Source organism: Snodgrassella sp. M0351 (genome assembly GCF_016100575.1).
Classification (GTDB): domain Bacteria; phylum Pseudomonadota; class Gammaproteobacteria; order Burkholderiales; family Neisseriaceae; genus Snodgrassella; species Snodgrassella alvi.
The window spans coordinates 629,276-648,728 of record NZ_JACFSG010000001.1 but is presented as its reverse complement, the minus strand read 5'-3'; the positions used below and the strand labels follow the sequence as shown (position 1 = coordinate 648,728).

The 19,453-nt window shown below is 36.7% G+C and carries 32 protein-coding genes and 1 pseudogene; 22 read left to right on the top strand and 11 right to left on the bottom strand.

Annotation, left to right across the window (positions count from 1 at the left end):
- Window positions 1-8 precede the first annotated feature (8 nt).
- The 11 genes from H3V01_RS02810 to H3V01_RS02760 all read right to left on the bottom strand — a co-directional run bounded on the left by H3V01_RS02810 (window position 9) and on the right by H3V01_RS02760 (window position 6,181).
- Window positions 9-1,421: a DNA methyltransferase gene (locus tag H3V01_RS02810; protein ID WP_198185937.1), complete on the bottom strand. Its 1,413-nt coding sequence runs from the start codon at window positions 1,419-1,421 to the stop codon at window positions 9-11.
- 235 nt (window positions 1,422-1,656) lie between these two features.
- A complete protein-coding gene (locus H3V01_RS02805; RefSeq protein ID WP_025331427.1) occupies window positions 1,657-2,181 on the bottom strand; it encodes a hypothetical protein in 525 nt (174 codons plus the stop codon).
- A gap of 10 nt (window positions 2,182-2,191) precedes the next feature.
- Window positions 2,192-2,485 carry a DUF1364 domain-containing protein gene (locus H3V01_RS02800; protein ID WP_198185936.1) on the bottom strand — a complete coding sequence of 98 codons (294 nt, stop codon included), beginning with the start codon at window positions 2,483-2,485 and terminating at the stop codon, window positions 2,192-2,194.
- A gap of 2 nt (window positions 2,486-2,487) precedes the next feature.
- The gene (locus H3V01_RS02795) at window positions 2,488-3,087 is read right to left on the bottom strand and encodes a DUF1367 family protein (protein ID WP_198185935.1); all 600 of its coding nucleotides are present in this window, start codon (window positions 3,085-3,087) and stop codon (window positions 2,488-2,490) included.
- 2 nt (window positions 3,088-3,089) lie between these two features.
- On the bottom strand, window positions 3,090-3,437 hold the full coding sequence (locus H3V01_RS02790; protein WP_198185934.1) for a DUF1064 domain-containing protein: 348 nt from the start codon (window positions 3,435-3,437) through the stop codon (window positions 3,090-3,092).
- A complete protein-coding gene (locus H3V01_RS02785) occupies window positions 3,367-3,690 on the bottom strand; it encodes a hypothetical protein (protein WP_198185933.1) in 324 nt (107 codons plus the stop codon). The genes H3V01_RS02790 and H3V01_RS02785 overlap by 71 nt, the downstream gene beginning before the upstream one ends.
- Window positions 3,683-3,946, bottom strand: a complete 264-nt coding sequence (locus H3V01_RS02780; RefSeq protein WP_198185932.1) for a hypothetical protein — start codon at window positions 3,944-3,946, stop codon at window positions 3,683-3,685. Before H3V01_RS02780 ends, H3V01_RS02785 begins: the two co-directional genes overlap by 8 nt.
- Entirely contained in the window at window positions 3,939-4,754 is an 816-nt protein-coding gene (locus H3V01_RS02775) for an ATP-binding protein (RefSeq protein ID WP_198185931.1), read from the bottom strand. The genes H3V01_RS02780 and H3V01_RS02775 overlap by 8 nt, the downstream gene beginning before the upstream one ends.
- A complete protein-coding gene (locus H3V01_RS02770; protein WP_198185930.1) occupies window positions 4,745-5,641 on the bottom strand; it encodes a hypothetical protein in 897 nt (298 codons plus the stop codon). The genes H3V01_RS02775 and H3V01_RS02770 overlap by 10 nt, the downstream gene beginning before the upstream one ends.
- An 85-nt stretch (window positions 5,642-5,726) precedes the next feature.
- A complete protein-coding gene (locus tag H3V01_RS02765) occupies window positions 5,727-5,945 on the bottom strand; it encodes a helix-turn-helix domain-containing protein (RefSeq protein WP_198185929.1) in 219 nt (72 codons plus the stop codon).
- Between the two features lie 17 nt (window positions 5,946-5,962).
- Complete coding sequence (locus H3V01_RS02760) at window positions 5,963-6,181, bottom strand: transcriptional regulator (RefSeq protein ID WP_198185928.1); 219 nt, start codon at window positions 6,179-6,181, stop codon at window positions 5,963-5,965.
- A gap of 131 nt (window positions 6,182-6,312) precedes the next feature.
- Between H3V01_RS02760 and H3V01_RS02755 the strand changes: the two genes are divergently transcribed.
- The 22 genes and pseudogenes from H3V01_RS02755 to H3V01_RS02650 all read left to right on the top strand — a co-directional run bounded on the left by H3V01_RS02755 (window position 6,313) and on the right by H3V01_RS02650 (window position 19,122).
- Window positions 6,313-7,032 carry a S24 family peptidase gene (locus H3V01_RS02755; protein ID WP_198185927.1) on the top strand — a complete coding sequence of 240 codons (720 nt, stop codon included), beginning with the start codon at window positions 6,313-6,315 and terminating at the stop codon, window positions 7,030-7,032.
- Between the two features lie 656 nt (window positions 7,033-7,688).
- Window positions 7,689-7,910 (top strand): hypothetical protein, encoded by a 222-nt coding sequence (locus H3V01_RS02750; RefSeq protein ID WP_198185926.1) that lies wholly within the window; start codon window positions 7,689-7,691, stop codon window positions 7,908-7,910.
- Window positions 7,911-8,041: 131 nt separating this feature from the next.
- A complete protein-coding gene (locus H3V01_RS02745) occupies window positions 8,042-8,392 on the top strand; it encodes a hypothetical protein (RefSeq protein ID WP_198185925.1) in 351 nt (116 codons plus the stop codon).
- Window positions 8,393-8,437: 45 nt separating this feature from the next.
- A complete protein-coding gene (locus H3V01_RS02740; protein ID WP_198185924.1) occupies window positions 8,438-9,232 on the top strand; it encodes a hypothetical protein in 795 nt (264 codons plus the stop codon).
- A gap of 64 nt (window positions 9,233-9,296) precedes the next feature.
- Window positions 9,297-9,554 carry a hypothetical protein gene (locus H3V01_RS02735; RefSeq protein ID WP_198185923.1) on the top strand — a complete coding sequence of 86 codons (258 nt, stop codon included), beginning with the start codon at window positions 9,297-9,299 and terminating at the stop codon, window positions 9,552-9,554.
- A 182-nt stretch (window positions 9,555-9,736) separates the two neighbouring features.
- Window positions 9,737-10,054, top strand: a complete 318-nt coding sequence (locus tag H3V01_RS02730; RefSeq protein ID WP_198185922.1) for a hypothetical protein — start codon at window positions 9,737-9,739, stop codon at window positions 10,052-10,054.
- A 37-nt stretch (window positions 10,055-10,091) separates the two neighbouring features.
- Window positions 10,092-10,322 (top strand): hypothetical protein, encoded by a 231-nt coding sequence (locus H3V01_RS02725; RefSeq protein ID WP_198185921.1) that lies wholly within the window; start codon window positions 10,092-10,094, stop codon window positions 10,320-10,322.
- Window positions 10,323-10,521: 199 nt separating this feature from the next.
- On the top strand, window positions 10,522-11,406 hold the full coding sequence (locus H3V01_RS02720; protein ID WP_198185920.1) for a recombinase RecT: 885 nt from the start codon (window positions 10,522-10,524) through the stop codon (window positions 11,404-11,406).
- A gap of 1 nt (window position 11,407) precedes the next feature.
- Window positions 11,408-12,055, top strand: a complete 648-nt coding sequence (locus H3V01_RS02715; RefSeq protein WP_198185919.1) for a translocation protein TolB precursor — start codon at window positions 11,408-11,410, stop codon at window positions 12,053-12,055.
- A 12-nt stretch (window positions 12,056-12,067) separates the two neighbouring features.
- Entirely contained in the window at window positions 12,068-12,535 is a 468-nt protein-coding gene (locus tag H3V01_RS02710) for a single-stranded DNA-binding protein (RefSeq protein ID WP_198185918.1), read from the top strand.
- 11 nt (window positions 12,536-12,546) lie between these two features.
- Entirely contained in the window at window positions 12,547-12,813 is a 267-nt protein-coding gene (locus tag H3V01_RS02705; RefSeq protein ID WP_198185917.1) for a hypothetical protein, read from the top strand.
- Window positions 12,814-12,867: 54 nt separating this feature from the next.
- A complete protein-coding gene (locus tag H3V01_RS02700) occupies window positions 12,868-13,527 on the top strand; it encodes a hypothetical protein (RefSeq protein ID WP_198185916.1) in 660 nt (219 codons plus the stop codon).
- 39 nt (window positions 13,528-13,566) lie between these two features.
- Window positions 13,567-13,869, top strand: a complete 303-nt coding sequence (locus tag H3V01_RS02695) for a hypothetical protein (RefSeq protein ID WP_198185915.1) — start codon at window positions 13,567-13,569, stop codon at window positions 13,867-13,869.
- A gap of 78 nt (window positions 13,870-13,947) precedes the next feature.
- A complete protein-coding gene (locus tag H3V01_RS02690; RefSeq protein WP_198185914.1) occupies window positions 13,948-14,352 on the top strand; it encodes a DNA methyltransferase in 405 nt (134 codons plus the stop codon).
- A 106-nt stretch (window positions 14,353-14,458) separates the two neighbouring features.
- Window positions 14,459-14,689, top strand: a pseudogene (locus H3V01_RS02685) (DNA methyltransferase); the annotation flags it as partial.
- Window positions 14,690-14,749: 60 nt separating this feature from the next.
- The gene (gene dcd, locus H3V01_RS02680; RefSeq protein WP_100125396.1) at window positions 14,750-15,316 is read left to right on the top strand and encodes a dCTP deaminase; all 567 of its coding nucleotides are present in this window, start codon (window positions 14,750-14,752) and stop codon (window positions 15,314-15,316) included.
- Window positions 15,317-15,458: 142 nt separating this feature from the next.
- Window positions 15,459-16,028 carry a hypothetical protein gene (locus H3V01_RS02675; RefSeq protein WP_198185913.1) on the top strand — a complete coding sequence of 190 codons (570 nt, stop codon included), beginning with the start codon at window positions 15,459-15,461 and terminating at the stop codon, window positions 16,026-16,028.
- A gap of 34 nt (window positions 16,029-16,062) precedes the next feature.
- The gene (locus H3V01_RS02670) at window positions 16,063-16,512 is read left to right on the top strand and encodes a hypothetical protein (protein WP_198185912.1); all 450 of its coding nucleotides are present in this window, start codon (window positions 16,063-16,065) and stop codon (window positions 16,510-16,512) included.
- Between the two features lie 27 nt (window positions 16,513-16,539).
- Complete coding sequence (locus tag H3V01_RS02665; RefSeq protein WP_198185911.1) at window positions 16,540-16,974, top strand: hypothetical protein; 435 nt, start codon at window positions 16,540-16,542, stop codon at window positions 16,972-16,974.
- 85 nt (window positions 16,975-17,059) lie between these two features.
- A complete protein-coding gene (locus tag H3V01_RS02660) occupies window positions 17,060-17,299 on the top strand; it encodes a DUF4224 domain-containing protein (RefSeq protein WP_198185910.1) in 240 nt (79 codons plus the stop codon).
- A gap of 15 nt (window positions 17,300-17,314) precedes the next feature.
- The gene (locus H3V01_RS02655) at window positions 17,315-18,373 is read left to right on the top strand and encodes a tyrosine-type recombinase/integrase (protein ID WP_198185909.1); all 1,059 of its coding nucleotides are present in this window, start codon (window positions 17,315-17,317) and stop codon (window positions 18,371-18,373) included.
- Between the two features lie 485 nt (window positions 18,374-18,858).
- Window positions 18,859-19,122: a hypothetical protein gene (locus H3V01_RS02650; RefSeq protein WP_198185908.1), complete on the top strand. Its 264-nt coding sequence runs from the start codon at window positions 18,859-18,861 to the stop codon at window positions 19,120-19,122.
- Window positions 19,123-19,453: the final 331 nt, after the last annotated feature.

The window sequence follows — 19,453 nt, the reverse complement described above, 5'->3', positions numbered from 1 at the left end:
TTCTCTATTTACTCTTCAGTCATCATAGTTATATCAACCTCACCGCATGCGGTAGTTGCTATTCTCGCGTCACCTTTAACAAATATGAGCACGTTCTGATGTGTTTTACCTAATTTGCGGCTTTTCTCGAACGGCTTACCTGCTCTTACAGGTAATGAGCCGGCCTGAGTAACCAGTATCGCTTCGTTATAGTATTTCAAGCCTGCATCTATAAATGCTCTTATCGTATCTCCGACAAAATTATAATAATTGCCCTTTTTATCCCTGACCTCACCCACAACAATACAAGCAAATCTATTCTCTTTTAACAAAGAGGTTGATTTTGAAATTATCTCTTTATAGACACCTATAAAATCCTGATATTTCATTGTTGAAAGGTCTCTAGGATCATCACTGTATACTTCTAAATCTGCATATGGCGGACAAGTAAAAACAAGATCTGCCTCAATACTCTGTGCATGCTCTGCTATGTCTTTGCTATCACCACATACCCATACTGGCGGGTATTCTGAATCTTGATTTAATTCTTTCCACTGTTCTTGATTGGCAGTAACTTGCTCTTGTCTCAGGTCGCAGCCGATGTACTGACGATTTAATAATGCTGCAACGATGCCCCTGACGCTGCCGCCGGCGAACGGGTCAAGTATCACCCCACCCTTAGGGCTAAACCATCGATATGCTATTTCACATAAAACAGGGTCGAAAACACTTGTACCGTTTAGTGTATTTAATTCCGGGTGTTTTAATAAAAATTCATCCCACGTGACCTTGCGCCCTATTTTTATTTCATATGATCTTTTGATTTCGTATACTTGAGGAGGTTTTGCCGAAGAAGAAAAAATTAAATTATCAGAACGTCCTACCTCTGATTCAATGCCGTAATCTAACCATTTTTTTTTACGTTCCTGCCACCATGCCTCGCGTGCATTAAACACAGAAAAAGGAGGTATCAGAAACTTATCTGACATGCTTGTTTTTTCGCCTACTTCGTTTAACTTTTCCTGTATATCTTCGTTAAACTGTTTAATAAATTCTTCGTCAAATCCCAGTAAATCAATATCAAACTCATTGAGTTCTAACGCTTCAATTTCAGCGCGCAAAATATCTAAATCCCACCCGGCATTTAAAGCCAGTTGGTTATCTGCAATCAGATATGCCCTCTTTTGCAATTCTGTAAGCCCATGCAGAATAATACAGGGCACCTCATTCATGCTTAGACTTATCGCAGCCTCAAGCCGCGCATGCCCTGCTATAACGTTGTGCTGCTCATCAATCAGAATCGGATTAGTGAAACCAAATTCCTTGATTGAATTAGCTACCTGATTGATCTGCTCAGGCGTATGCGTCCTACTATTATTCACATACGCGTTAATTTGTTTTACATCCTGATACACTACAACTAAATTTTTACTGCCTGTCATAAACTACTGCTTAACCCTGAAAATAAAACACCAACAAAAAAGCGGATTAGCTATTAGCCAACCCGCTATAAATAAATATCATATGTAATATAAGTAATTTGCTACTTAACAAAAAAACCAGCCTTTTGGCTGGTTAATATATACTGAATCGCGCGAATAAGGTTTATATATCTTTATCTAACGTCTTATCCGAAACATAGCATAATTATAAATTTTCACTCCCGCTTTTTCAATGCTAAAAGCTTGAATATTCCAAATTTTTACCTAATTTAACTAAAATATCACCCATTCCGACCTCCAGCTTATCTATACAGTCACAATGCAGCTTGTTAATGATGGTTTTAACATGGGATAACTTCCTGTTCAGCCTCTGTGCACCCCAGTCGAATTTATCCTGAAGCTGTATATAGGTTTTATTCTTGGTAAAAAGGTATTCCAGCAAGGTATCACACTCTAACGGCTGAATATATGAATCTCTGGCTAATACGTAGTTTGTTAAATCAATAATACCAGACAGGTTATAGCCGTATTCTGCATTAATCAGCGTCCATTCAATATCATTTAAAATACGTTCTACACGGGTTAATAGCATAGAACTGTTTGCATGCATATCATGCTGGCTTAGCCCTGATTTACTTCTGTCGACTACGCCTCTGGATTTAATCCATTCCTCAATGCGCGCAGAATTACTTTTACCCATGATTAGCGTATTTTTTATGAAAAACACTTCACACAGCATGTGATCTATTGATTCATACATTATTCAGCTCCTAAGCTATTTGTATCAAATGCTGTCTATTTAGTAGCAGTTGCGTCCTTAGTACGCCCTCTGCGTGGTACAGATGAGCGGTTTCTACATCCAGTATTGTTGTTCTTCTATCTGCCTCATCATGGCAGGCACTGCATGCGTATGCGCCTAATAGATCACTGGGTTTAATTCCGGTACCGCAACTGCCTGCCAGCCTGTAGTGAGCGAAAACCACTGTTTCAGGATTGCCGTTACAAATACCGGGCATGCGTACCTGACATTGCTGTCCTCGTGCTGATCGGGTGATTTTGCTCATGATTAATTCCCTAAAGATAAAAGCTGATCAATAGCCTGCTGTGCCTCATCTTCACTGGAGAAGCGGTTGCATAAAATCATGTTCCAGCAAACAGTGAAGCAGGCTTTATAGAAGGCGTTAAACTCGTCCTGATCCATCCTGGCAAAACTGATTGATTTAGGCTCTTTCACTACGCCAGCCGGTGTTACGCAAATATTAAAATATCCGGCTTCAATAGTTAGCCAGCGACGAAATGAATTAATGTCTTTGTCTATAACGGGTAGTTTTTCGGCGCGCTTTTTAGCCAGTAAGTTAAGTGCTTCCTCTGCGGCTTTAACAATAATGCCTTTATTACCGGCGAACTTATCCAGCCTCTTAGCTATCCACAGTACAACATCCCGCTCTTTAGGGCTGATAACTCCGCCTGCCGGTTGCCAGCAATCAAAAGCAAAAGGCAGTAAGCCACCAAAGAATAAACGGTGATGAGACAGGCTCCGGTCTTTTTGTCTTGTTACTTGTATCTTTACCGGTTGGCCCACTTTAAATCCTTTGAGACTATCGGCATCAATTGCTGTAACTGGTCGCAAGCTGTTATCAACTGCCTTAACTGCTACTAATTCCATGATTAAAATTCCTCAATGCTCCAGCCTCCGCCGTTCTTCTTGGCCCGGCGTTTTACCGCAATAAATTTAAGCGGGTACATATCAGCGGCTACTTTGATTTTTACCCTTGCATCATCCTGCCAGAAGCCTTTTACTTCATGCATTTCCATAGTGCCGTCACTGCGCATCACGCAATAATCCGGTGTGTAAAAGGTGTTATCTGCCAGCCTGAGTTTTACGCCTTCAAACCGGTACCAGCTTACTGATCCGTCCTGCATGGCCGGCTTTAATACTTCCATCTCATATGCCTGTTCTGTTTTGTTTTTTTGTCCGGTCGGTAATCTTCCCAGTGCGTAAAAATTTTTTGACATCTTTTCTCCAGTATTTATTTTTCCAGTTTCGTAAGCTACGCAGCTTTGCTTCAATGTCATCCGGGCTTATATAGATTTCTGCTAGAGCGCAGACTTCTTGAAAACCTCTACTCCTGAAATAGCCCATTTCCAGCCTAACTGCCTTATCCAGATCTCTGGAATCGCCTATAGCTTCAGTAGCGTCCTGCAATGCCTGAATTGCGTGATATTGTTCATAAGGGGATTCAACATAATCATCCGGCTGCTTATCCATGCTGCCTCCTGACATATTCACGCGGCTTATTATTTCGGGCTTCCCACCACTCTTCGCGCTTTATTCTCAGATCTTCGGCTATAGGTTCAAATTTATTGTTTGCACATTCTCTGCAACCGGGGAAATAACGCCATTTTTCATCATGAGCACAATAGCCATATCCGAGTGCCGCCATTTCGTGGGGGACATATTCGCCTTTATTATTTTTTTCTCTTAGCGTCCAGTATCGGCAAGCTATACAGGTATTTTCAGCCACGATGTGATCCCCAGTGAAAAACAAGCACTTCTCCGCCACCTTCTTTCAACCGGTCAAAGATTCGCTGACCAAGTGCTTCTCTGACCTGTGCCTGATTAAGGTTACTGATAACAATGGTTGATTTCATGTTCTGATAACGGGCATTAAAAACATCAAACAACGCACGGCTTTCTGCGTCTGAGCCGGATTGAATGCCTACCTCGTCAACTATCAGCAGGTCATAATTTCCAAAGGCTTCGATAACTTCCGTTTCTGAATATTTGGCGTTATAGCCTTTCGATTCTCTGACCAGTCTGTTGATTTCTGAAACACTGGTAAATCTTGCTGTACCGCAATATTTTTTAATGACATGTGAAGCCACCGCACAGGCAAGATGAGATTTTCCGGTGCCTGTATCTCCAATCATTACGATGCAGCGTCCAGAATGCTCCTGAGATGGTTTAAATTCCTCAGAAAAGGCAACAACACGGTTGAATACCTCTTCTTGCTTAGCGTTATCTTTGCTCAATTGATAATTATCGAACGTTTTTCCTTGAAAACGTTTTGGAATACCGGAATTGCCTAGAAGCTCATCAATCCGCCTGCTTTTACGTTTTTCCGCTTCTTCCTTTAGCTTAGTATTTTCATCTGCAATTCGCTGTTCTTCGTTTTCACGTTCGCAATCAGGGCACTTAGTTATCCTGCCGTTCTTGTATGTTGTTTGTATATATTCGCCATGAATGCTGCATAGGGCTGTATTTTTCCCAGTCTCAACAAACTGCGGGAAATTAGCCATCATTTTGCTTACTTGTGTTAAACCTACAGCCATGCCTGTACTCCTCCCTCCGTATGCTCCGGAATTTCTTTAACGCTAGGCTTAGGGTCGTTTTTAACGCTTGGCTTAGTTGATTGAGTTTGATTATGGCTTTCGAATAACCACGAAGCAGAAAACCCTTGCCAGTTTCTTTCTATGCATATTCGTAAAGCATTCTCAAGCGTCAACTTAGCCTTATTCGCTTCTCGTTTGATTCCATCTAACGCCGTTTGAGTGAGAGGCGCATTTTTTGCTTTGCGTATAGCAATAAAATCACTGGCAATCTGTTCATCTATGCCTTCAGCCAAGAGTAGCTTCATGCCTTCATTCCAATTTTTCTGATTTATGGCTTTTTTGGCTTTTTTGGCTGTTTCGGTTTTTTCGGGTTTATTTATATTTTTATTATTATTATTCTTTTCTTTGTTAGAAGTATTAGTATTTATTAATACACAGGGATTTTCCCCGTCGGGGATTTCCCCTGTTTGGGATTTTCCCCGTTTGGGATTTTCCCCATCAAGGATTTCACCTGTTGGGCTTTTTGCCTCTTCGGGATTTTCCCGATTTGGGTTTTCGACTAAACCAATATTGGCTGTCTCGTTGTTTGCAATCTGCGGAGTATCGTAAACAAAATAATCAACCTCACCAGTCGATCTGCGTTTCATGACTACATAGCCAGCCTCTTTTAACTCTTTCAGCATTGCGTACAAAGCATCTGCTTTTGAATGTTTCCGGCAGCCTTTAGTTTCATTTTCCAACGCTTTAACAATTACCGACCAGTCATCCGGCTTTGAAAGTAAAGTGCACAATAATCCTCTAGCGTCAAAAGATAAATTGCCTGGCTGAAAAATTATATTACCAACCACCGTAAATTTATCCTCACGCTTTGATCTAATTACAGCCATAATTTACCTCTGCTGCTTCTGTATCTTGATTATTCAAAATCTGAATTGTCTTATTTGCCGTTGATTTAACACTCATATTTCACCTCTAACTTAAGCTAACCAGTGAATAACGCGCGTATCGTTTCCCTGATATGTCATCTTTTATGATTAATGAATTGATGACATAGCCTTTCTGTCGTAAATCGTAGATACGCGCACCCAGTCTCAGGCAATTAAATTTGCGCATGGCTTCTAAGGGCGTTAAAGCGTTACCCGCCTGTAGGTATTTCAGGATTTGTTCTGATTGGGAGTAATTAATTTTCATTATTTATCTCGTTTATTTCAAAGCTCAGGCCAATATTTCCTATAATCTTTTGGCCTTAATTCTTTTCGACTAACTTCTCCATTAGTGAGGCTTTCAAGTAATAAGCATTTAGAAACTGGAATTGATTTTTTCCCAGATTTCCAAAGAGAAATATTAGATGGGTAGTCATTAACCCCCATTGCCAAACGCTTAGCTTCACCTCTTGGACGAGAGTCTAGATAAGATTTTAAATCCATTAAATTACCTTTTGTTTAAATATATTTCCTAATAGATAATTTTATTTTATCTATTATATTATCTTTTTGCAATTGTATTTTGGAAACTATTTAGGGTAAATTATTATCTAAATGATAATATGAATAGAGTTATGAAAATTACATCTGAAACAAGACTTGAAAATTTAAACCTATTAGTCAAAGAAGCTGGAGGTGTAACGCAACTAGCTAAAAAAGCAGGATATAAGCAGCCTAGCTACTTATATCAAATCATTAATCGCACACCTGTCCAAAATGGCAAAGCAAAAAATATCGGTTCTAATATGGCTTCAAAATTAGAAGAAGCCATGAATAAACCTAAAGGCTGGATGGATCAAGAGCACCAAAAAAATTCAAAATCAAATGCTGTATATCTAGGCACTCTAGAACTTTGGGATCATTCAACACCTTTAAGGGAAGATGAAGTGGAAGTACCGTTTTATAAAGAAATTTGTTTCTCTGCCGATAATGGTTTTGCAGAAAATATCGAAGATTACAATGGGTATAGGCTACGTTTTGCGCGCTCTATGCTTGAAAGGCATGGTGTTAATCCAGAATCGGTTGTATGCGTCAAAGCTAACGGAAATAGTATGTATCCTGTTATTCCTGATGATACAACTATAGGTATCAATACAGCAGATAAAGATATTAGAGATGGCAAAATATATGCGATTAATCATGACGGCTTACTTCGTATAACAATTCTAAAAAGACGTCCGGGAAATAAGTTATTGATACAAAGCTTCAACTCTGCAGAATATAGTGATGAAGAAGTAAATCAGGATGAAATTAAGATAATTGGTAGAGTATTTTGGTGGACTGTTTTAGCTTAATGTATAGGTCTATTTAAGAATAAATTATAATAAAACCTGCTATTAATTCGGGATTCTTTATAAAAGTTACAGTTTTTTTAAGCTAAAGCATCAATAAAAAGCCACGACTTATGTTGTGGCTTTTTTGTTGTCTATAAGTAACAAAAAAAATATTTAGAAATAAAATTAAATACTTTTTAGATACAATAAGATAACAATATTGTTATCTTTTGTTTAGTACTTTTTGTTGCCTTTTTATTATCTGTTAGATAATATAAGCCTATCGAAGTTAAACAACTTCACCGCATCGGCTCAGGGCAGCGGAATATAAAAGCTCGAGGCAAGTTTGAAAGCTTGCTGGCAAGCCGTTAAGCCCTAGCGGGCAGCCAGAACAAAATTGGTAAGCTCATGTAGGGCTTACAGACAGAAAAGTCTAAAAATCCAAAGAACTTTATGAAAGGACATAGATTTAAAATATTAAAAATATTAATTTTGTAGTTTATATCTGGATGACAAATTCCCAGATATAACAGTTATCAATTAGTTTTATTTGAGCAGTTGAATTCAGTTTAAAAATCGTAGCGCATTTATCAATGGTAAGTGCGCTTTAGTTTTTAAACTCGTAGCAGTCAATTTAAACCCTGCTATCACTTAGATATATTTGAAAGGAGTTAGTTATGTTGGAAGTTACTGAGTGGCCTAAGGAACAAATTAAATATCCGGTTGGTCGCAAAGGCCGCCTAACTGGAGTTGTTGTTATTTTCTTTTCTGAACAACATGGAATAGTTATTGATTGTGGTCCGGATTATGCAATAGAACAAGGTAAAGCTTACTTTACTGAGTTATCTTGTAACAATCGTGAAGAATGGGAACCCGTAAATATCACAATTACAGGTTAAGACAATACCAGTATCAATAATACAAAATCACACTAAGCAATCCAGTAAAGCCCAAAAATCGCAGCGCATTCAATTAGTAAATTGAGTGCGTTTTAGTTTTTGAGCTTATAAAAATCAAAGGAGTAAGAAAAATGTTACAAGTTTACAGTAATGAAAATACCACCAACCCAGAACCTGTTGGATACTTGAAAATGATGCAGTATGAAGAAGATTCGCAAAGAGCAAGTGACGCAACCGAAGAAAAGAAACAAGAAATACTGGAAGAGCTTGAAGACGATAATCTGATAGATATTGCAGCGGAAGCTTATGGTGAATTGTATCGTACAAAATATTCTAATGAAGCGGACAAGATTACAAATGAAATAGTTAAGGCAATTGGATCGGGCTGCAATAAAGAGATGACAGTAGGAGAACTAATAAGCAATCTGTCATCGGGAGCAAAAAAAATAGTAAATGATTATATTTTCACGCATGCTAATTAAATCAAAAGCCAGCCAAAACGCTGGCTTTTTTATTGGGGAATAAAAATGGAAGCTAAAGAAGAAGAGTTCATAGTTACCGAGAAATGGCTTAAAGAAATGAAAGCTTGTAAAGCTGAGCTTCAAGCTTTTGAACAGTATTTCCCTAATGGCGGAGAAGCTTTAGAAGTACTAAAGCGATGTGAAGAGTTAGATTATAAGAGTTTTGCAAGGTGGTTAGTATATCGCTTGCCTCCCATTTATCCACCTTTAGAGCTTAATAATTTAATAGGTAATCTTTTCTACCCCAATGATGTACATATTAAAGGCGATGTTTCTACTCAAGAGGTTATTTACATCAAAGGAAATCTTAAGGTAGACGAGAAATTAACAGTCAACAAATATGGGAAAGTCTGCTCAGGTAAAGGCTGTGTAAATGCTGATGAGATTGATATTAGTGGATATGCATGGATTCATTCAGATACTAAAGCTAACTCTATTATCATGAGTTATTGTGCTGGCATTCACGGTTGTGTTATAGCTGATAATATTAACCTAAGCGGTATTGCTGAGATTTTAGGAATTACTAAAGCTAAGGTTATTAATTTTAAAGGCGGTTTTATCACTGGCGATGTTGATGCTGATGAAATTATCAACGATGGCGGAATAATAAAAGGAAACGTTAACACTATCAAAATTAAAAATATCAATGGTGGTCAGATACGTGGAGATGTTGATGCCGATGAAATTATCAACGATGGCGGATTGATTAGGGGAGACGTTAACACTTTCACCATTGAAAATATTAATGGTGGCATAGTTAAAGGAAAGATTTCTTATAAAAGTCCTGATGAACATAAATAAAGCCAGCTAAAAATAGCTGGTTTTTTAATTGAGGTTTACAACCTGAAATAAGAAAGGAGTTGAAGTGATTAAACAAGAAATTCTGAGTAAATTAGCTAATAAAGAAGATTTAACACAAGAAGAAACTGAACTTATGTTGCAGGAGTTCAAAGAAGTTCAAAGCGATATTATTGATACTGGGCATTGGGATACTACTATTTCCGCCATCTTAGAGGTAGATGAAGATCTATATTATGAGGTAACCAGTTGTGTACCGAATAACGCTGAGGACATTGAATACCAACAACCCCGTAGAGTTAAAAAAAGAAACGGAACCTGTTGAATCTTTTGTACGTTGTGAGGATTAACTTATTAATTATTAAATTTGAATATAACCACTGTACAGTGGGTTTTAATTTCGAGCCTAAGCTAATCAATCCAAGCGCATTTAAACAAGTGTGCTTGTGTGGATTAGTAGACATGCCAGCTATTAGCTGGCTTTTTTATTAGCTATAGAGGTGATATATGTTTGCTGTATATGGAAAATCATTACAAAAAGAAAGAGCCAGAAAGCGCAGAGGTTGCAAATATGAAATATCAGATGAAACTGCAATGCGGGCGTTTAAGAAAGATACAGGAGCGTATCAGATTTCTACAGATTATTCATCTGAAAAACAGTGCTTAGAGTTTATTGACTTAGCAAAATCGTACCCAGAGGTCAGGTGTTTATACATTGCTAAATTAGACAGAGTGAAAAACGAAAAAGGCCAAGTCATTATCAATGAAAAAACAGACAAACCAAAAATGAAATACTTCCGATTTAAAGGTATCCCTACTCAATAAATTAAACCATGCAACAGCAACAACGAGGGAGTTGTACATGATTAAAAATTCTATAACTGCATTTATTGCAGTTTTTTTAATGTCTGCTTCTCTTTCAGTATCCCCTGCTTTGTCTGATAAGGAGCAATTAGAAATGCAGCACAATTATACGGCCAGACAAATGCAGCAGAAAGAATACCAGGCAGATCTGGAAGTAAAACGGTTAGCTGATGCATATGCGCGTATAAGTGATAGCGAGCGCATGAAAGGTGATGCAGAGCTTAAATGATTATAGGCTTATTCGGTTATAACACCGCCCAGCACGCCGGTGGCGGAAGTAACAGCGTGCAGCACGTGACTGGCCTGCCTTTCCAGTAGTACGTGCCGACTAGCCGCCGTAAGCGGCCATAACACAAGCAAGTAATTAAATTTTTAAACGAACGATCCCCAGCCAGCTAAATAGCTGGTTTTTTATTGGAGAATTAATAATGAGTAATAGTCCTGCCGTACAAAAAGCAATTAATATCAAGGCATTTCTGCAACTGCCTGCTACACAGAAAAAAATACAAGAGCTGGTAGATAAAAACTCTGCAAGCTTTGCAACATCAATCATGCAGATTGTTAACAGTAATCCAATGCTGCTTAATGCCGAACCCATGTCAATTTTCAATGCGGCATGCATGGCTGCAACGCTTAACTTGCCAATTAACAATAATCTCGGTTTTGCGTACTTGGTACCTTATAAGAACTCTAAAACAGGGCACGTTGAAGCCCAGTTCCAATTGGGTTACAAGGGATTTATTCAGCTTGCGCAGCGTTCTGGGCAATTTGAACGGCTGGTGTCGCTTCCTGTTTATAAGGATCAGCTAATAGAAAAAGATCTAATCAATGGATTTAAATTTAACTGGGCTATTGATCCGGACGAGAAAGAACAGCCAATCGGGTTTTATGCATATTTTAAATTGATAAACGGCTTTACTGCTGAGCTGTATATGTCAAGAGAACAAATTGACAAGCATGCCAAACGTTACAGCCAGTCATACAGAAAAAACTCTGGTGTATGGGCTGATAATTACGAGCAAATGGCTTTAAAAACAGTAACCAAATTACTGTTATCAAGACAAGCACCCTTGTCTATTGAAATGCAAAAAGCTGTTTTAACTGATCAGTCTGTAATTGAAAATGTAACTGAAGAAAACTTTGACTATCTGGACAATCAAACTGGCGTCCTTGACCTGTCGATGCCGGTAGATGATGAATTAATGAAAAAAATCATTGATAACATCACGACCGGAGAGATTGAAAAAGCTGATGTCCTAAACGGTAAATATGAATTTACACCTGAACAACGGGCAATTATTGAGGAGCTTTAATATGGGAAATTTAAAAATACGGTGCTCAATGATTAGCCAGATCATTGGCGATAGCAGAACTAAAAGCAGTCCGCTTTCAGATACGGCCAAATCCTGTTTAATGAATTTAGCCAAAGAATCTTTATTCGACTTTACTAAATTCCAAGGCAGTAAGGAAACGGAAAAGGGAAAGGTACTTGAAAACACGGCAATTCAGGCAAGCGGGCTGCATCGCTGTAAAAAATATACGAAAAATGAGACGCGCTTAGAAAATGACTGGATCACAGGTGAATGTGATATTTATGACCCTAAAGAACGTTTAATTATTGATACAAAATGTTCTTGGGACATAGGCACTCACCCGTTTTTTCCTGAAGAGGCACAAAAAAAGGCAGAAAAAGCAGGATATATCTATCAGATGCAGGGTTATATGTGGTTATTTGATTGTGATAAAGCTGATATAGATTTTTGGCTATTCCCCTGCCCTGAAAATCTGCTGGGCACTTACGATAATCCGACCATGTTGATTGATGCGGTTGAAGATATTCCTATCGCTAAGAGGTTAACAACGGTTACGGTAACAAGAGATGAAAAAATAATCGAAAAGATTAAAGAAAAAGTAGAAATTTGCCAGGAATATTATGACTTGCTGCTAAAACAGGTCGCGTAAAAGGATTTCATTATGTCAGTTAATAAAGTAATTCTAGTTGGTCGCCTTGGGCGTGACCCTGAAACACGATATATGCCCAATGGCGACGCTATAACGAATTTTTCTCTAGCTACTGATGAACAGTGGCGCGACCGTAATGGAGAACGCCAGACACGTCCAGAGTGGCATAACGTATCCCTGTACGGCAAACTGGGAGAAATAGCTAACCAGTACCTGAGAAAAGGTAGCCAAGTGTTTATTGAGGGCAAAATTCAGAGCCGTAAATATACCGATAAAGATGGTATCGAACGCATGGCATACAATATTATCGGCAATGAAATGAAAATGCTGGGCAATCGTAATGATGGTTCTGATTCTGGCAATAATAACGCTGCACCACCTACATCGAACCCACCGCCAGCAGCACCACGCCGGCAACCACCTCAACAAACACCAACAACCCCACCAATAGATGATATTGATGATTCCATTCCATTCTAGGAGAGATGATTATGGCTACTTATAAATATTTTGTAGATGATGAAAGTGATGAACTGTATGAATTTGAGTCTATTCGGGAATATGATTGTAATGTTCAGATTGAACTGGATTTGCTTGCGGAGTTGATAGCTGAGGATTATTACGATGAATATTATGGATGGGAAGATAATTGGCCTATTAGGATAACCATTATTAAGGATGGTCAGGAGATTGCTACTTTTAGCGTTAACAAAGAATATGAACCGGTATTCTCAGCATCTAGAATTGATGATAATTAAAATATTTATAACCCATAAACCAGCACTTAGCTGGTTTTTTATTAGAGAATTAAAATGGATACTGAACTTGAATATATATGTTTACGGTCATCTTACCCTGTTGGTCAAGCCTATTATCGTTTAGATTTAACCAATAAACTTGGTTACGATGAAATTATATGGCTTAACTCCCCAGAAAATCTCCGAGACGCATCTCTGAATGTTGTATTTTCTGAAATAAGAGAAGTACAACAGACTCAAATGTTAATTATTAATTATCTTTATTCAAACAAAGAGAAATTTAATTTTATAACAGAGGAACCGCAAGATGGAGAATACGTCTGGGTTAGTGACCTTTTCTATGAGGGTTTTGCGAGCTTCTTTGAATATGATTCAAGTTGGAATACGACTAAACAAGCATTTAAAAATCATATTTTATTTACAACCGCAGATGGAGCAGCTAAAGCCACTAAGAGCATAATACAAATTCTAAGGAGAGAGGCAGCAAGAAAGCGTTTTAAACCTCTTACTAAAACACCACCAAATGGGACTATCGTATTTGTGGCCGATGTTCTGGCGGAAGAAGGTTGGACATTCATTATTTATAAAGATATAGAGATATGCAACCGTTTGCTAAAAGCTGGGCTTTTATTTTCTACTGCGGAAGGAGCTAAACTGGCAACTACAGCAATGAGGCAATTAATTAACCCGGTAGTACCCGAATTTACAAGTTAAGCCCACTAAACAGTGGGCTTTAATTTTAAGGAGAGTATTTTGAGCAAAAAGGATCTTGAAAATCAGCTTCTTTATAAAATTGATAATAATAAACTATTAACAACAGCAGAGCTTTTTACTCTAGTAAAGAAATTTACGATTGAAGACGACAAGTTACAGGATGTTGATACTTTCATGCTTATTGAAAGCACTGTCAAAATACAGCAGAGACAGTTTGAAATACGTTGGCTACAGTCGTCCGTCCCAGACCAAAAAGATATTTTCTATATGCAGCCGCAAGAGTTTATCGACGTAACCAAAAGAGAACTTAAAACTATTACTTACAGAGAGTACGTCAGATAATTAATCAGCAATTAGCTGACTCTGTTTCGTATTAAACCACAACACAAGCTAAAGCCACCAAACGGTGGCTTTTCTATTATGGGACAACCTATGAGATTATTTAACGGCGACTGTCTAAATGAGTTACAGCACCTGCCAGATGCCAGTATTGATTTAATCATTGCCGATCCACCCTACGGCGTTACTAAGTGCGAATGGGATAAGGTGATCCCATTTGAACGTTTGTGGAAAGAGTTGCATAGAGTAGCAAAAGTCTCAGCAGCTATCTTAATTTTTGGAATTGAACCTTTTTCAAGTCGTTTAAGGCTTAGTAATGAAGATTACTATCGGTACGATTGGGTGTGGGTAAAAACTTATGTAACAGGGTTTCTTAATGCAAACAGACAACCATTGCGTGCACATGAATTTATTTCTGTGTTTTATAGGAAACAGCCTACATACAATCCGCAAAAAACAAGCGGACATATAAGAAAAAACATGTAGTAGAAATTCAGCAAATAGCAATCTTTACGGAAAAGCCGAAAAGGCTGTCAAATATGATTCCACAGAAAGGTATCCGCGCAGTGTCTTAGTTTTTTCAAGTGACAAACAAACCAATGCACTACACCCAACACAAAAGCCTATAGAGCTATTACAGTATTTAATCAAAACCTTCTCCAATCCCGGTGATACTGTCTTGGATTTTGCTATGGGATCAGGAAGTACAGGTGCTGCTGCTTTGATGCTAGATAGGGATTTTGTTGGAATTGAACAGGATCACCATTTTTTTAAAACTGCTGAGAAATGGCTTAATAGCATATGTAATTTTGAATTAGTTTAAACCAAAATACGAAATGAAAACAGCCAGCATATGCTAGCTTTATAATTTAAAGGATATGAAATGAGTATTAAGTCAGACAAATGGATACGCCGTATGAGTGAAGAGCACAGAATGATTAAGCCGTTTGAACCTAATCAGATTAAACAGTTAAACGGTGAAAAAATTATATCGTATGGTACTTCCAGCTATGGCTACGATATTCGCTGCGCACGTGGATGCGTAGTTTTTACTAGTATCAACAGAACCATTATTGACCCGAAAAATTTTGATACGCGTAATTTTGTAACTGTTACTGATGAATTTTGCATCATTCCGCCTAACTCGTTTGCTTTGGCGCGTTCAGTGGAATATTTCCGTATCCCGCGCAATGTCCTTACTGTGTGTCTGGGTAAATCCACTTATGCACGTTGCGGTATTATCGTTAATGTCACACCACTTGAACCAGAATGGGAAGGCTGTATAACTCTGGAGCTTTCTAACACTACACCGCTACCGGCAAAGATTTATGTTAATGAGGGTGTGGCACAGGTATTGTTTTTTGAAAGTGATGAAGAGTGCGATACTTCTTACAAGGATCGTGACGGAAAATATATGTATCAGACTGATATAACACCTCCAAGGATCTAAATCGTGCTAGTAATTAGCATGGGACCGGAATTCCGCCTTTTTGGGCTTGAAATATATAAATATCTATTTTAATCAATTTATTAAATCTGAAATATACCGGACCACTTCCGGATTTTTTTATATCTATATCACGGAGTAAACAATGGAAAACAGTAATCAAACTAAGATATTTTTTAAATTAGCTCTAGCTGAGAAATTTTATCATTCCTTTGAACAGTGCTTGCGAAGAGGTATAGATTTAAATTATCTTTGTAGAGGTAATGAAAAAAAAAGTTCATATGAAATTGTTATTCAAGCAGTTGAATTAACTAGGTTTTCAGATTTTAAATATAAATTTCAAATTGCTAATGTATTTCAAGAAATAGATGATGTTTTATGGAAAAATAAAACACTTATTGAAGGCAATTTTGCAATTAGCAATCATTACAATGGTTATTTAAATAGAGGTTTTCTTGCGCCGATATGTTCGCTTGTTGAAAATGCTGTTAGTGGGAAAGAAGAAGCTGAGCTACAAAAACTCCTAGATTCAATTATTGATAAATACACTAAAAACAATATTTGGCATTCAAATAACACAATTAAAGCAAGTATAACAATTACCAAACAGGAAGAAGATGATTTCCAAAGACATAATAAACTCAGTGAACGTTTAACCGATTGGGTAAACCAGTTGCTTAACAATCAATCACAACCATTAAACGCCACTGAATAGTGGCTTTTTACATATATAGCATGGAGTAAAAACAATGGAAAGAAATAGGCAAACTGTTATCTTATTCAGAACAAAAAATACCAATTATACTTATGACACATTATACGATTATGTATTTGATTCAGAAGATGGGAATATTCTTGAGGCAGTTGAATTCGATGGATTTACAAAATTCCCTCTCTCAGCGACGGGTATTATTGATGAGGCGGACAGGTATTTATATGAAGAGGGTTACATTGATGAAGATGATTACTATACAGGGCGCGTAACCCTAGAAGAAATAGAAGTATTACAAAAAGTCTTAGATTTAATAGCTAAATACCATAACAACGGCAATATACTCATAAATGGACGTACTGTACATATTCCAATAGCCATACGGCAAGAAGATATAGATTACTTTAATGAAACTAAAGAACTTAGTAACCGTTTAAAAGAATGGCTAAGCGAAGTAAAGAAAATTAGTCAAAACCTAAGCCGCTAAATAGCGGCTTTTTTAATGGAGATTACTATGAATAACGATTATCTAGATAACCAAGATAAATATATGTATGGTGTTTGTCGTAGGGATGAAAAAGATGTATATGAAAATACCTATTACAACACAATAGCTGATGCATTATCTGCAATGCCTTTTTTAGAAAAAGATTCACCAGCAGAAGTAAAAATTGCAGTTTGTGAACGGGGGGGCTTGTTCAAGCCAAGCGAATGCAACGCTTTTGATGAAGATGCGATAACGGATTTACTAGATCAATCTGATGAGATGTTAAGCCCTAATTTTATAGATGCTGAATTGTTTGATTTAACAGATGAAGAAATTCAAGAATTAAGAAAACTAATTAACGATTTCTTAGATCAGAAAATTGATACGACCGGTTATTATAGGGTAGGAAAATTTATCGAAGTAATAACCTTAACCAGAGAACAATATACAAAATATCTATGAACCAAGCCGCTTAAAAGCGGCTTTTTAATTAAGCATTATTAATGAACACGTCCCAGCAATAGCTGGTTTTTTATTGGGAAAAGCCATGAGTGAAAAATCGCCATATGATGAATTTTTAACCCGTGAGGAGGTATCTGTATTAACTGGATACAAATCCAAAGGCAAGCAAATTAACCAGCTCAAGAAGCAAGGCGTACCTTTTCGGCTAAATGGTAGAAACGAGCCAATAGTATTGCGCCAATCTTTATTAGGAATTAAAAAACAAAACTCTGGAAATTCGCCAGTTAAACCCAGATGGCAATCCCCTGTTTTTTCTTCAACATAATTTTATAGGTTATATATGGGACGTAAAGCAACTGTTAACCTGAATCTGCCTACAGGCATGCGCGCACGCAAGCGCAAGAAAAAAGGTGAGGTAATCATATGGTATTACTACGACACCGGAGGCAAGCCACGCAAAGAAATTCCCCTAGGCAGTGATTATATTATTGCCTGTAAAAAATGGTCGGAATTATCTTTAGAAAAGCTCGATAAAAGCCACAGGATTACTTTTGTGCAAGCTGCGCAAAGATTCCAACTGGAAGAAATGCCATTAAGAGCCGAAAATACACAAAATAGTTATAAATCTTCACTGAAACGTCTTAACTTATTTTTTGGTGGCAGTGATCCAGTTGCATTAGAAGATATTGATGCCGGACATATTAAAGATTATTTAACTTGGCGCAAAGAAACACCTGTGGGTGCTAATAGGGATTTAGAATTATTTAGTACGATATGGACGATGTGCAGTCCATCAAACTGGAATTATATTAACAAAGAATGTCCAATTAAAGGCATCAGAAAAAACAAAGAAAAACCAAGGGACGTATATGTTGAAGACTACATATATGAACTTCTTTACAGATATGGCACGCAAGAATTACAGGACGCAATGCGAATGGCGATGATGTTAGGGCAACGACCAAGCGATATGCTAAAAATCCATACTGGTCTTATTCACAATGGCATACTTAGTTTTAAACAAAATAAAACAAGCAATCCTTTGCGCTTTAAAGTTACTGAGAGCTTACAAGAAATAATCACACGACGCGCACCTCATGGAGGGTACTTATTTTTAAATACGTGTAAGCGCAAAATGACGATTGGCAACTTATGGTACCGCTACAATAAAGCACGGGATATAGCCATTCAAAAACACCCGGAACATGCTGAAGAATTAGCACAAGCTCAGTTTAGAGATTTACGCGCCAAATCAGCCACGGATAAATCATTAGTATCTAGTGAAGAGGCAGCGCAAAAATTATTGGGTCATTCCAACATAGAGATGACGAAACGGGTATATATCAGGCGTGAAAAAGAGATAGATCCATTTGAGGAAGGTGTAGTAAAAAATAAATGATGTTATTTAAATTGCGGAACAAGTAAAATAATTGCGGAATAGACATATTACAATTTATATTATTTATTAAATAGAACAATATCTTTCGAGAAAAGATGTTTTATTTTATTATGTACTGAGAACATAATAAAAATAGATTTGAATAAAATTAATACACTTACCTTATTTTGATTAAAAACATAAATAAGAATTTAAATAAATACATAAAAATATTAATTTATTAACTTATTAATTAATAAAAGCATGATGAAATAGTATATTTGCCAAAATACATAAACAGGTCTACAAAGGAGAAACATTGATTAATTATTGATTATCATGTAGATCAATTTTTTGACTACCTTTATCAGTATCAAATTCTTTTAATCATCTGAAAAAAATGTGATAGTCAGTATTTAATAAAGAAAAACATGAGAAAATCAAACGAGAAAAAAATATGAAAAAGTTATGAACAGTAAAGAATATAATCTTATAAGCGCTGTTATATGAGAGACATAGCAATGATTAACAATAAAATAACTTTATACCATTTTACGGACGAGGAACTGATTAACTATGTATGGCAAAATAGTGAAAAATTTACCAACACCTGTTTAGAAACAGAACTTTGTAAACGCCTGGATAATCGTCTGAATTGGATAAATCCGCTACTATTACAGCAATATGGCTATGCAGATTGTAGTGCTTTAATAGCAGATCTGGATATGCTTGCCCGACTACGCAATTACTTTTACTCTAAAATTGAATAATAAAATAAACAAAAAAATTTTATGAATACAACCATTGTATCAGCTGCTAAAATTTCTTATGACTTAATCTTAAATCTTTATGAAATAAATCTAACTGATTAAGTGAGTACAAATTTATCTTAAATTAGTTTTCTATTCAAAATAAGATAATATTTTATTAAACACTCCTTATCTATTAAAAATACCTCATAAGGAATCAATACATTTGATATGAACAATGCTATCCATGATATAAGATTAATTACTGTTGATTTTAAATCTAATAATAAATTATATAAGCAAAATTTATATAAATAATGATAATATGTTTTATTAATTGTCAGAATTCTTC

What these genes read in the sequence shown, in the direction of transcription:
- H3V01_RS02675 (WP_198185913.1), top strand. Translation starts at nt 15,459, where the DNA reads ATGGAAAACAGTAATCAAACTAAGATATTTTTTAAATTAGCTCTAGCT.
- H3V01_RS02650 (WP_198185908.1), top strand. Translation starts at nt 18,859, where the DNA reads ATGAGAGACATAGCAATGATTAACAATAAAATAACTTTATACCATTTT.
- H3V01_RS02800 (WP_198185936.1), bottom strand. Translation starts at nt 2,485, where the DNA reads ATGAGCAAAATCACCCGATCAGCACGAGGACAGCAATGTCAGGTACGC.
- H3V01_RS02775 (WP_198185931.1), bottom strand. Translation starts at nt 4,754, where the DNA reads ATGGCTGTAGGTTTAACACAAGTAAGCAAAATGATGGCTAATTTCCCG.
- H3V01_RS02745 (WP_198185925.1), top strand. Translation starts at nt 8,042, where the DNA reads ATGTTACAAGTTTACAGTAATGAAAATACCACCAACCCAGAACCTGTT.
- H3V01_RS02750 (WP_198185926.1), top strand. Translation starts at nt 7,689, where the DNA reads ATGTTGGAAGTTACTGAGTGGCCTAAGGAACAAATTAAATATCCGGTT.
- H3V01_RS02790 (WP_198185934.1), bottom strand. Translation starts at nt 3,437, where the DNA reads ATGTCAAAAAATTTTTACGCACTGGGAAGATTACCGACCGGACAAAAA.
- H3V01_RS02655 (WP_198185909.1), top strand. Translation starts at nt 17,315, where the DNA reads ATGGGACGTAAAGCAACTGTTAACCTGAATCTGCCTACAGGCATGCGC.
- H3V01_RS02760 (WP_198185928.1), bottom strand. Translation starts at nt 6,181, where the DNA reads ATGGATTTAAAATCTTATCTAGACTCTCGTCCAAGAGGTGAAGCTAAG.
- H3V01_RS02700 (WP_198185916.1), top strand. Translation starts at nt 12,868, where the DNA reads ATGGATACTGAACTTGAATATATATGTTTACGGTCATCTTACCCTGTT.
- dcd (WP_100125396.1), top strand. Translation starts at nt 14,750, where the DNA reads ATGAGTATTAAGTCAGACAAATGGATACGCCGTATGAGTGAAGAGCAC.
- H3V01_RS02785 (WP_198185933.1), bottom strand. Translation starts at nt 3,690, where the DNA reads ATGGATAAGCAGCCGGATGATTATGTTGAATCCCCTTATGAACAATAT.
- H3V01_RS02810 (WP_198185937.1), bottom strand. Translation starts at nt 1,421, where the DNA reads ATGACAGGCAGTAAAAATTTAGTTGTAGTGTATCAGGATGTAAAACAA.
- H3V01_RS02710 (WP_198185918.1), top strand. Translation starts at nt 12,068, where the DNA reads ATGTCAGTTAATAAAGTAATTCTAGTTGGTCGCCTTGGGCGTGACCCT.
- H3V01_RS02730 (WP_198185922.1), top strand. Translation starts at nt 9,737, where the DNA reads ATGTTTGCTGTATATGGAAAATCATTACAAAAAGAAAGAGCCAGAAAG.
- H3V01_RS02670 (WP_198185912.1), top strand. Translation starts at nt 16,063, where the DNA reads ATGGAAAGAAATAGGCAAACTGTTATCTTATTCAGAACAAAAAATACC.
- H3V01_RS02770 (WP_198185930.1), bottom strand. Translation starts at nt 5,641, where the DNA reads ATGGCTGTAATTAGATCAAAGCGTGAGGATAAATTTACGGTGGTTGGT.
- H3V01_RS02705 (WP_198185917.1), top strand. Translation starts at nt 12,547, where the DNA reads ATGGCTACTTATAAATATTTTGTAGATGATGAAAGTGATGAACTGTAT.
- H3V01_RS02690 (WP_198185914.1), top strand. Translation starts at nt 13,948, where the DNA reads ATGGGACAACCTATGAGATTATTTAACGGCGACTGTCTAAATGAGTTA.
- H3V01_RS02725 (WP_198185921.1), top strand. Translation starts at nt 10,092, where the DNA reads ATGATTAAAAATTCTATAACTGCATTTATTGCAGTTTTTTTAATGTCT.
- H3V01_RS02665 (WP_198185911.1), top strand. Translation starts at nt 16,540, where the DNA reads ATGAATAACGATTATCTAGATAACCAAGATAAATATATGTATGGTGTT.
- H3V01_RS02755 (WP_198185927.1), top strand. Translation starts at nt 6,313, where the DNA reads ATGAAAATTACATCTGAAACAAGACTTGAAAATTTAAACCTATTAGTC.
- H3V01_RS02795 (WP_198185935.1), bottom strand. Translation starts at nt 3,087, where the DNA reads ATGGAATTAGTAGCAGTTAAGGCAGTTGATAACAGCTTGCGACCAGTT.
- H3V01_RS02660 (WP_198185910.1), top strand. Translation starts at nt 17,060, where the DNA reads ATGAGTGAAAAATCGCCATATGATGAATTTTTAACCCGTGAGGAGGTA.
- H3V01_RS02805 (WP_025331427.1), bottom strand. Translation starts at nt 2,181, where the DNA reads ATGTATGAATCAATAGATCACATGCTGTGTGAAGTGTTTTTCATAAAA.
- H3V01_RS02715 (WP_198185919.1), top strand. Translation starts at nt 11,408, where the DNA reads ATGGGAAATTTAAAAATACGGTGCTCAATGATTAGCCAGATCATTGGC.
- H3V01_RS02765 (WP_198185929.1), bottom strand. Translation starts at nt 5,945, where the DNA reads ATGAAAATTAATTACTCCCAATCAGAACAAATCCTGAAATACCTACAG.
- H3V01_RS02740 (WP_198185924.1), top strand. Translation starts at nt 8,438, where the DNA reads ATGGAAGCTAAAGAAGAAGAGTTCATAGTTACCGAGAAATGGCTTAAA.
- H3V01_RS02720 (WP_198185920.1), top strand. Translation starts at nt 10,522, where the DNA reads ATGAGTAATAGTCCTGCCGTACAAAAAGCAATTAATATCAAGGCATTT.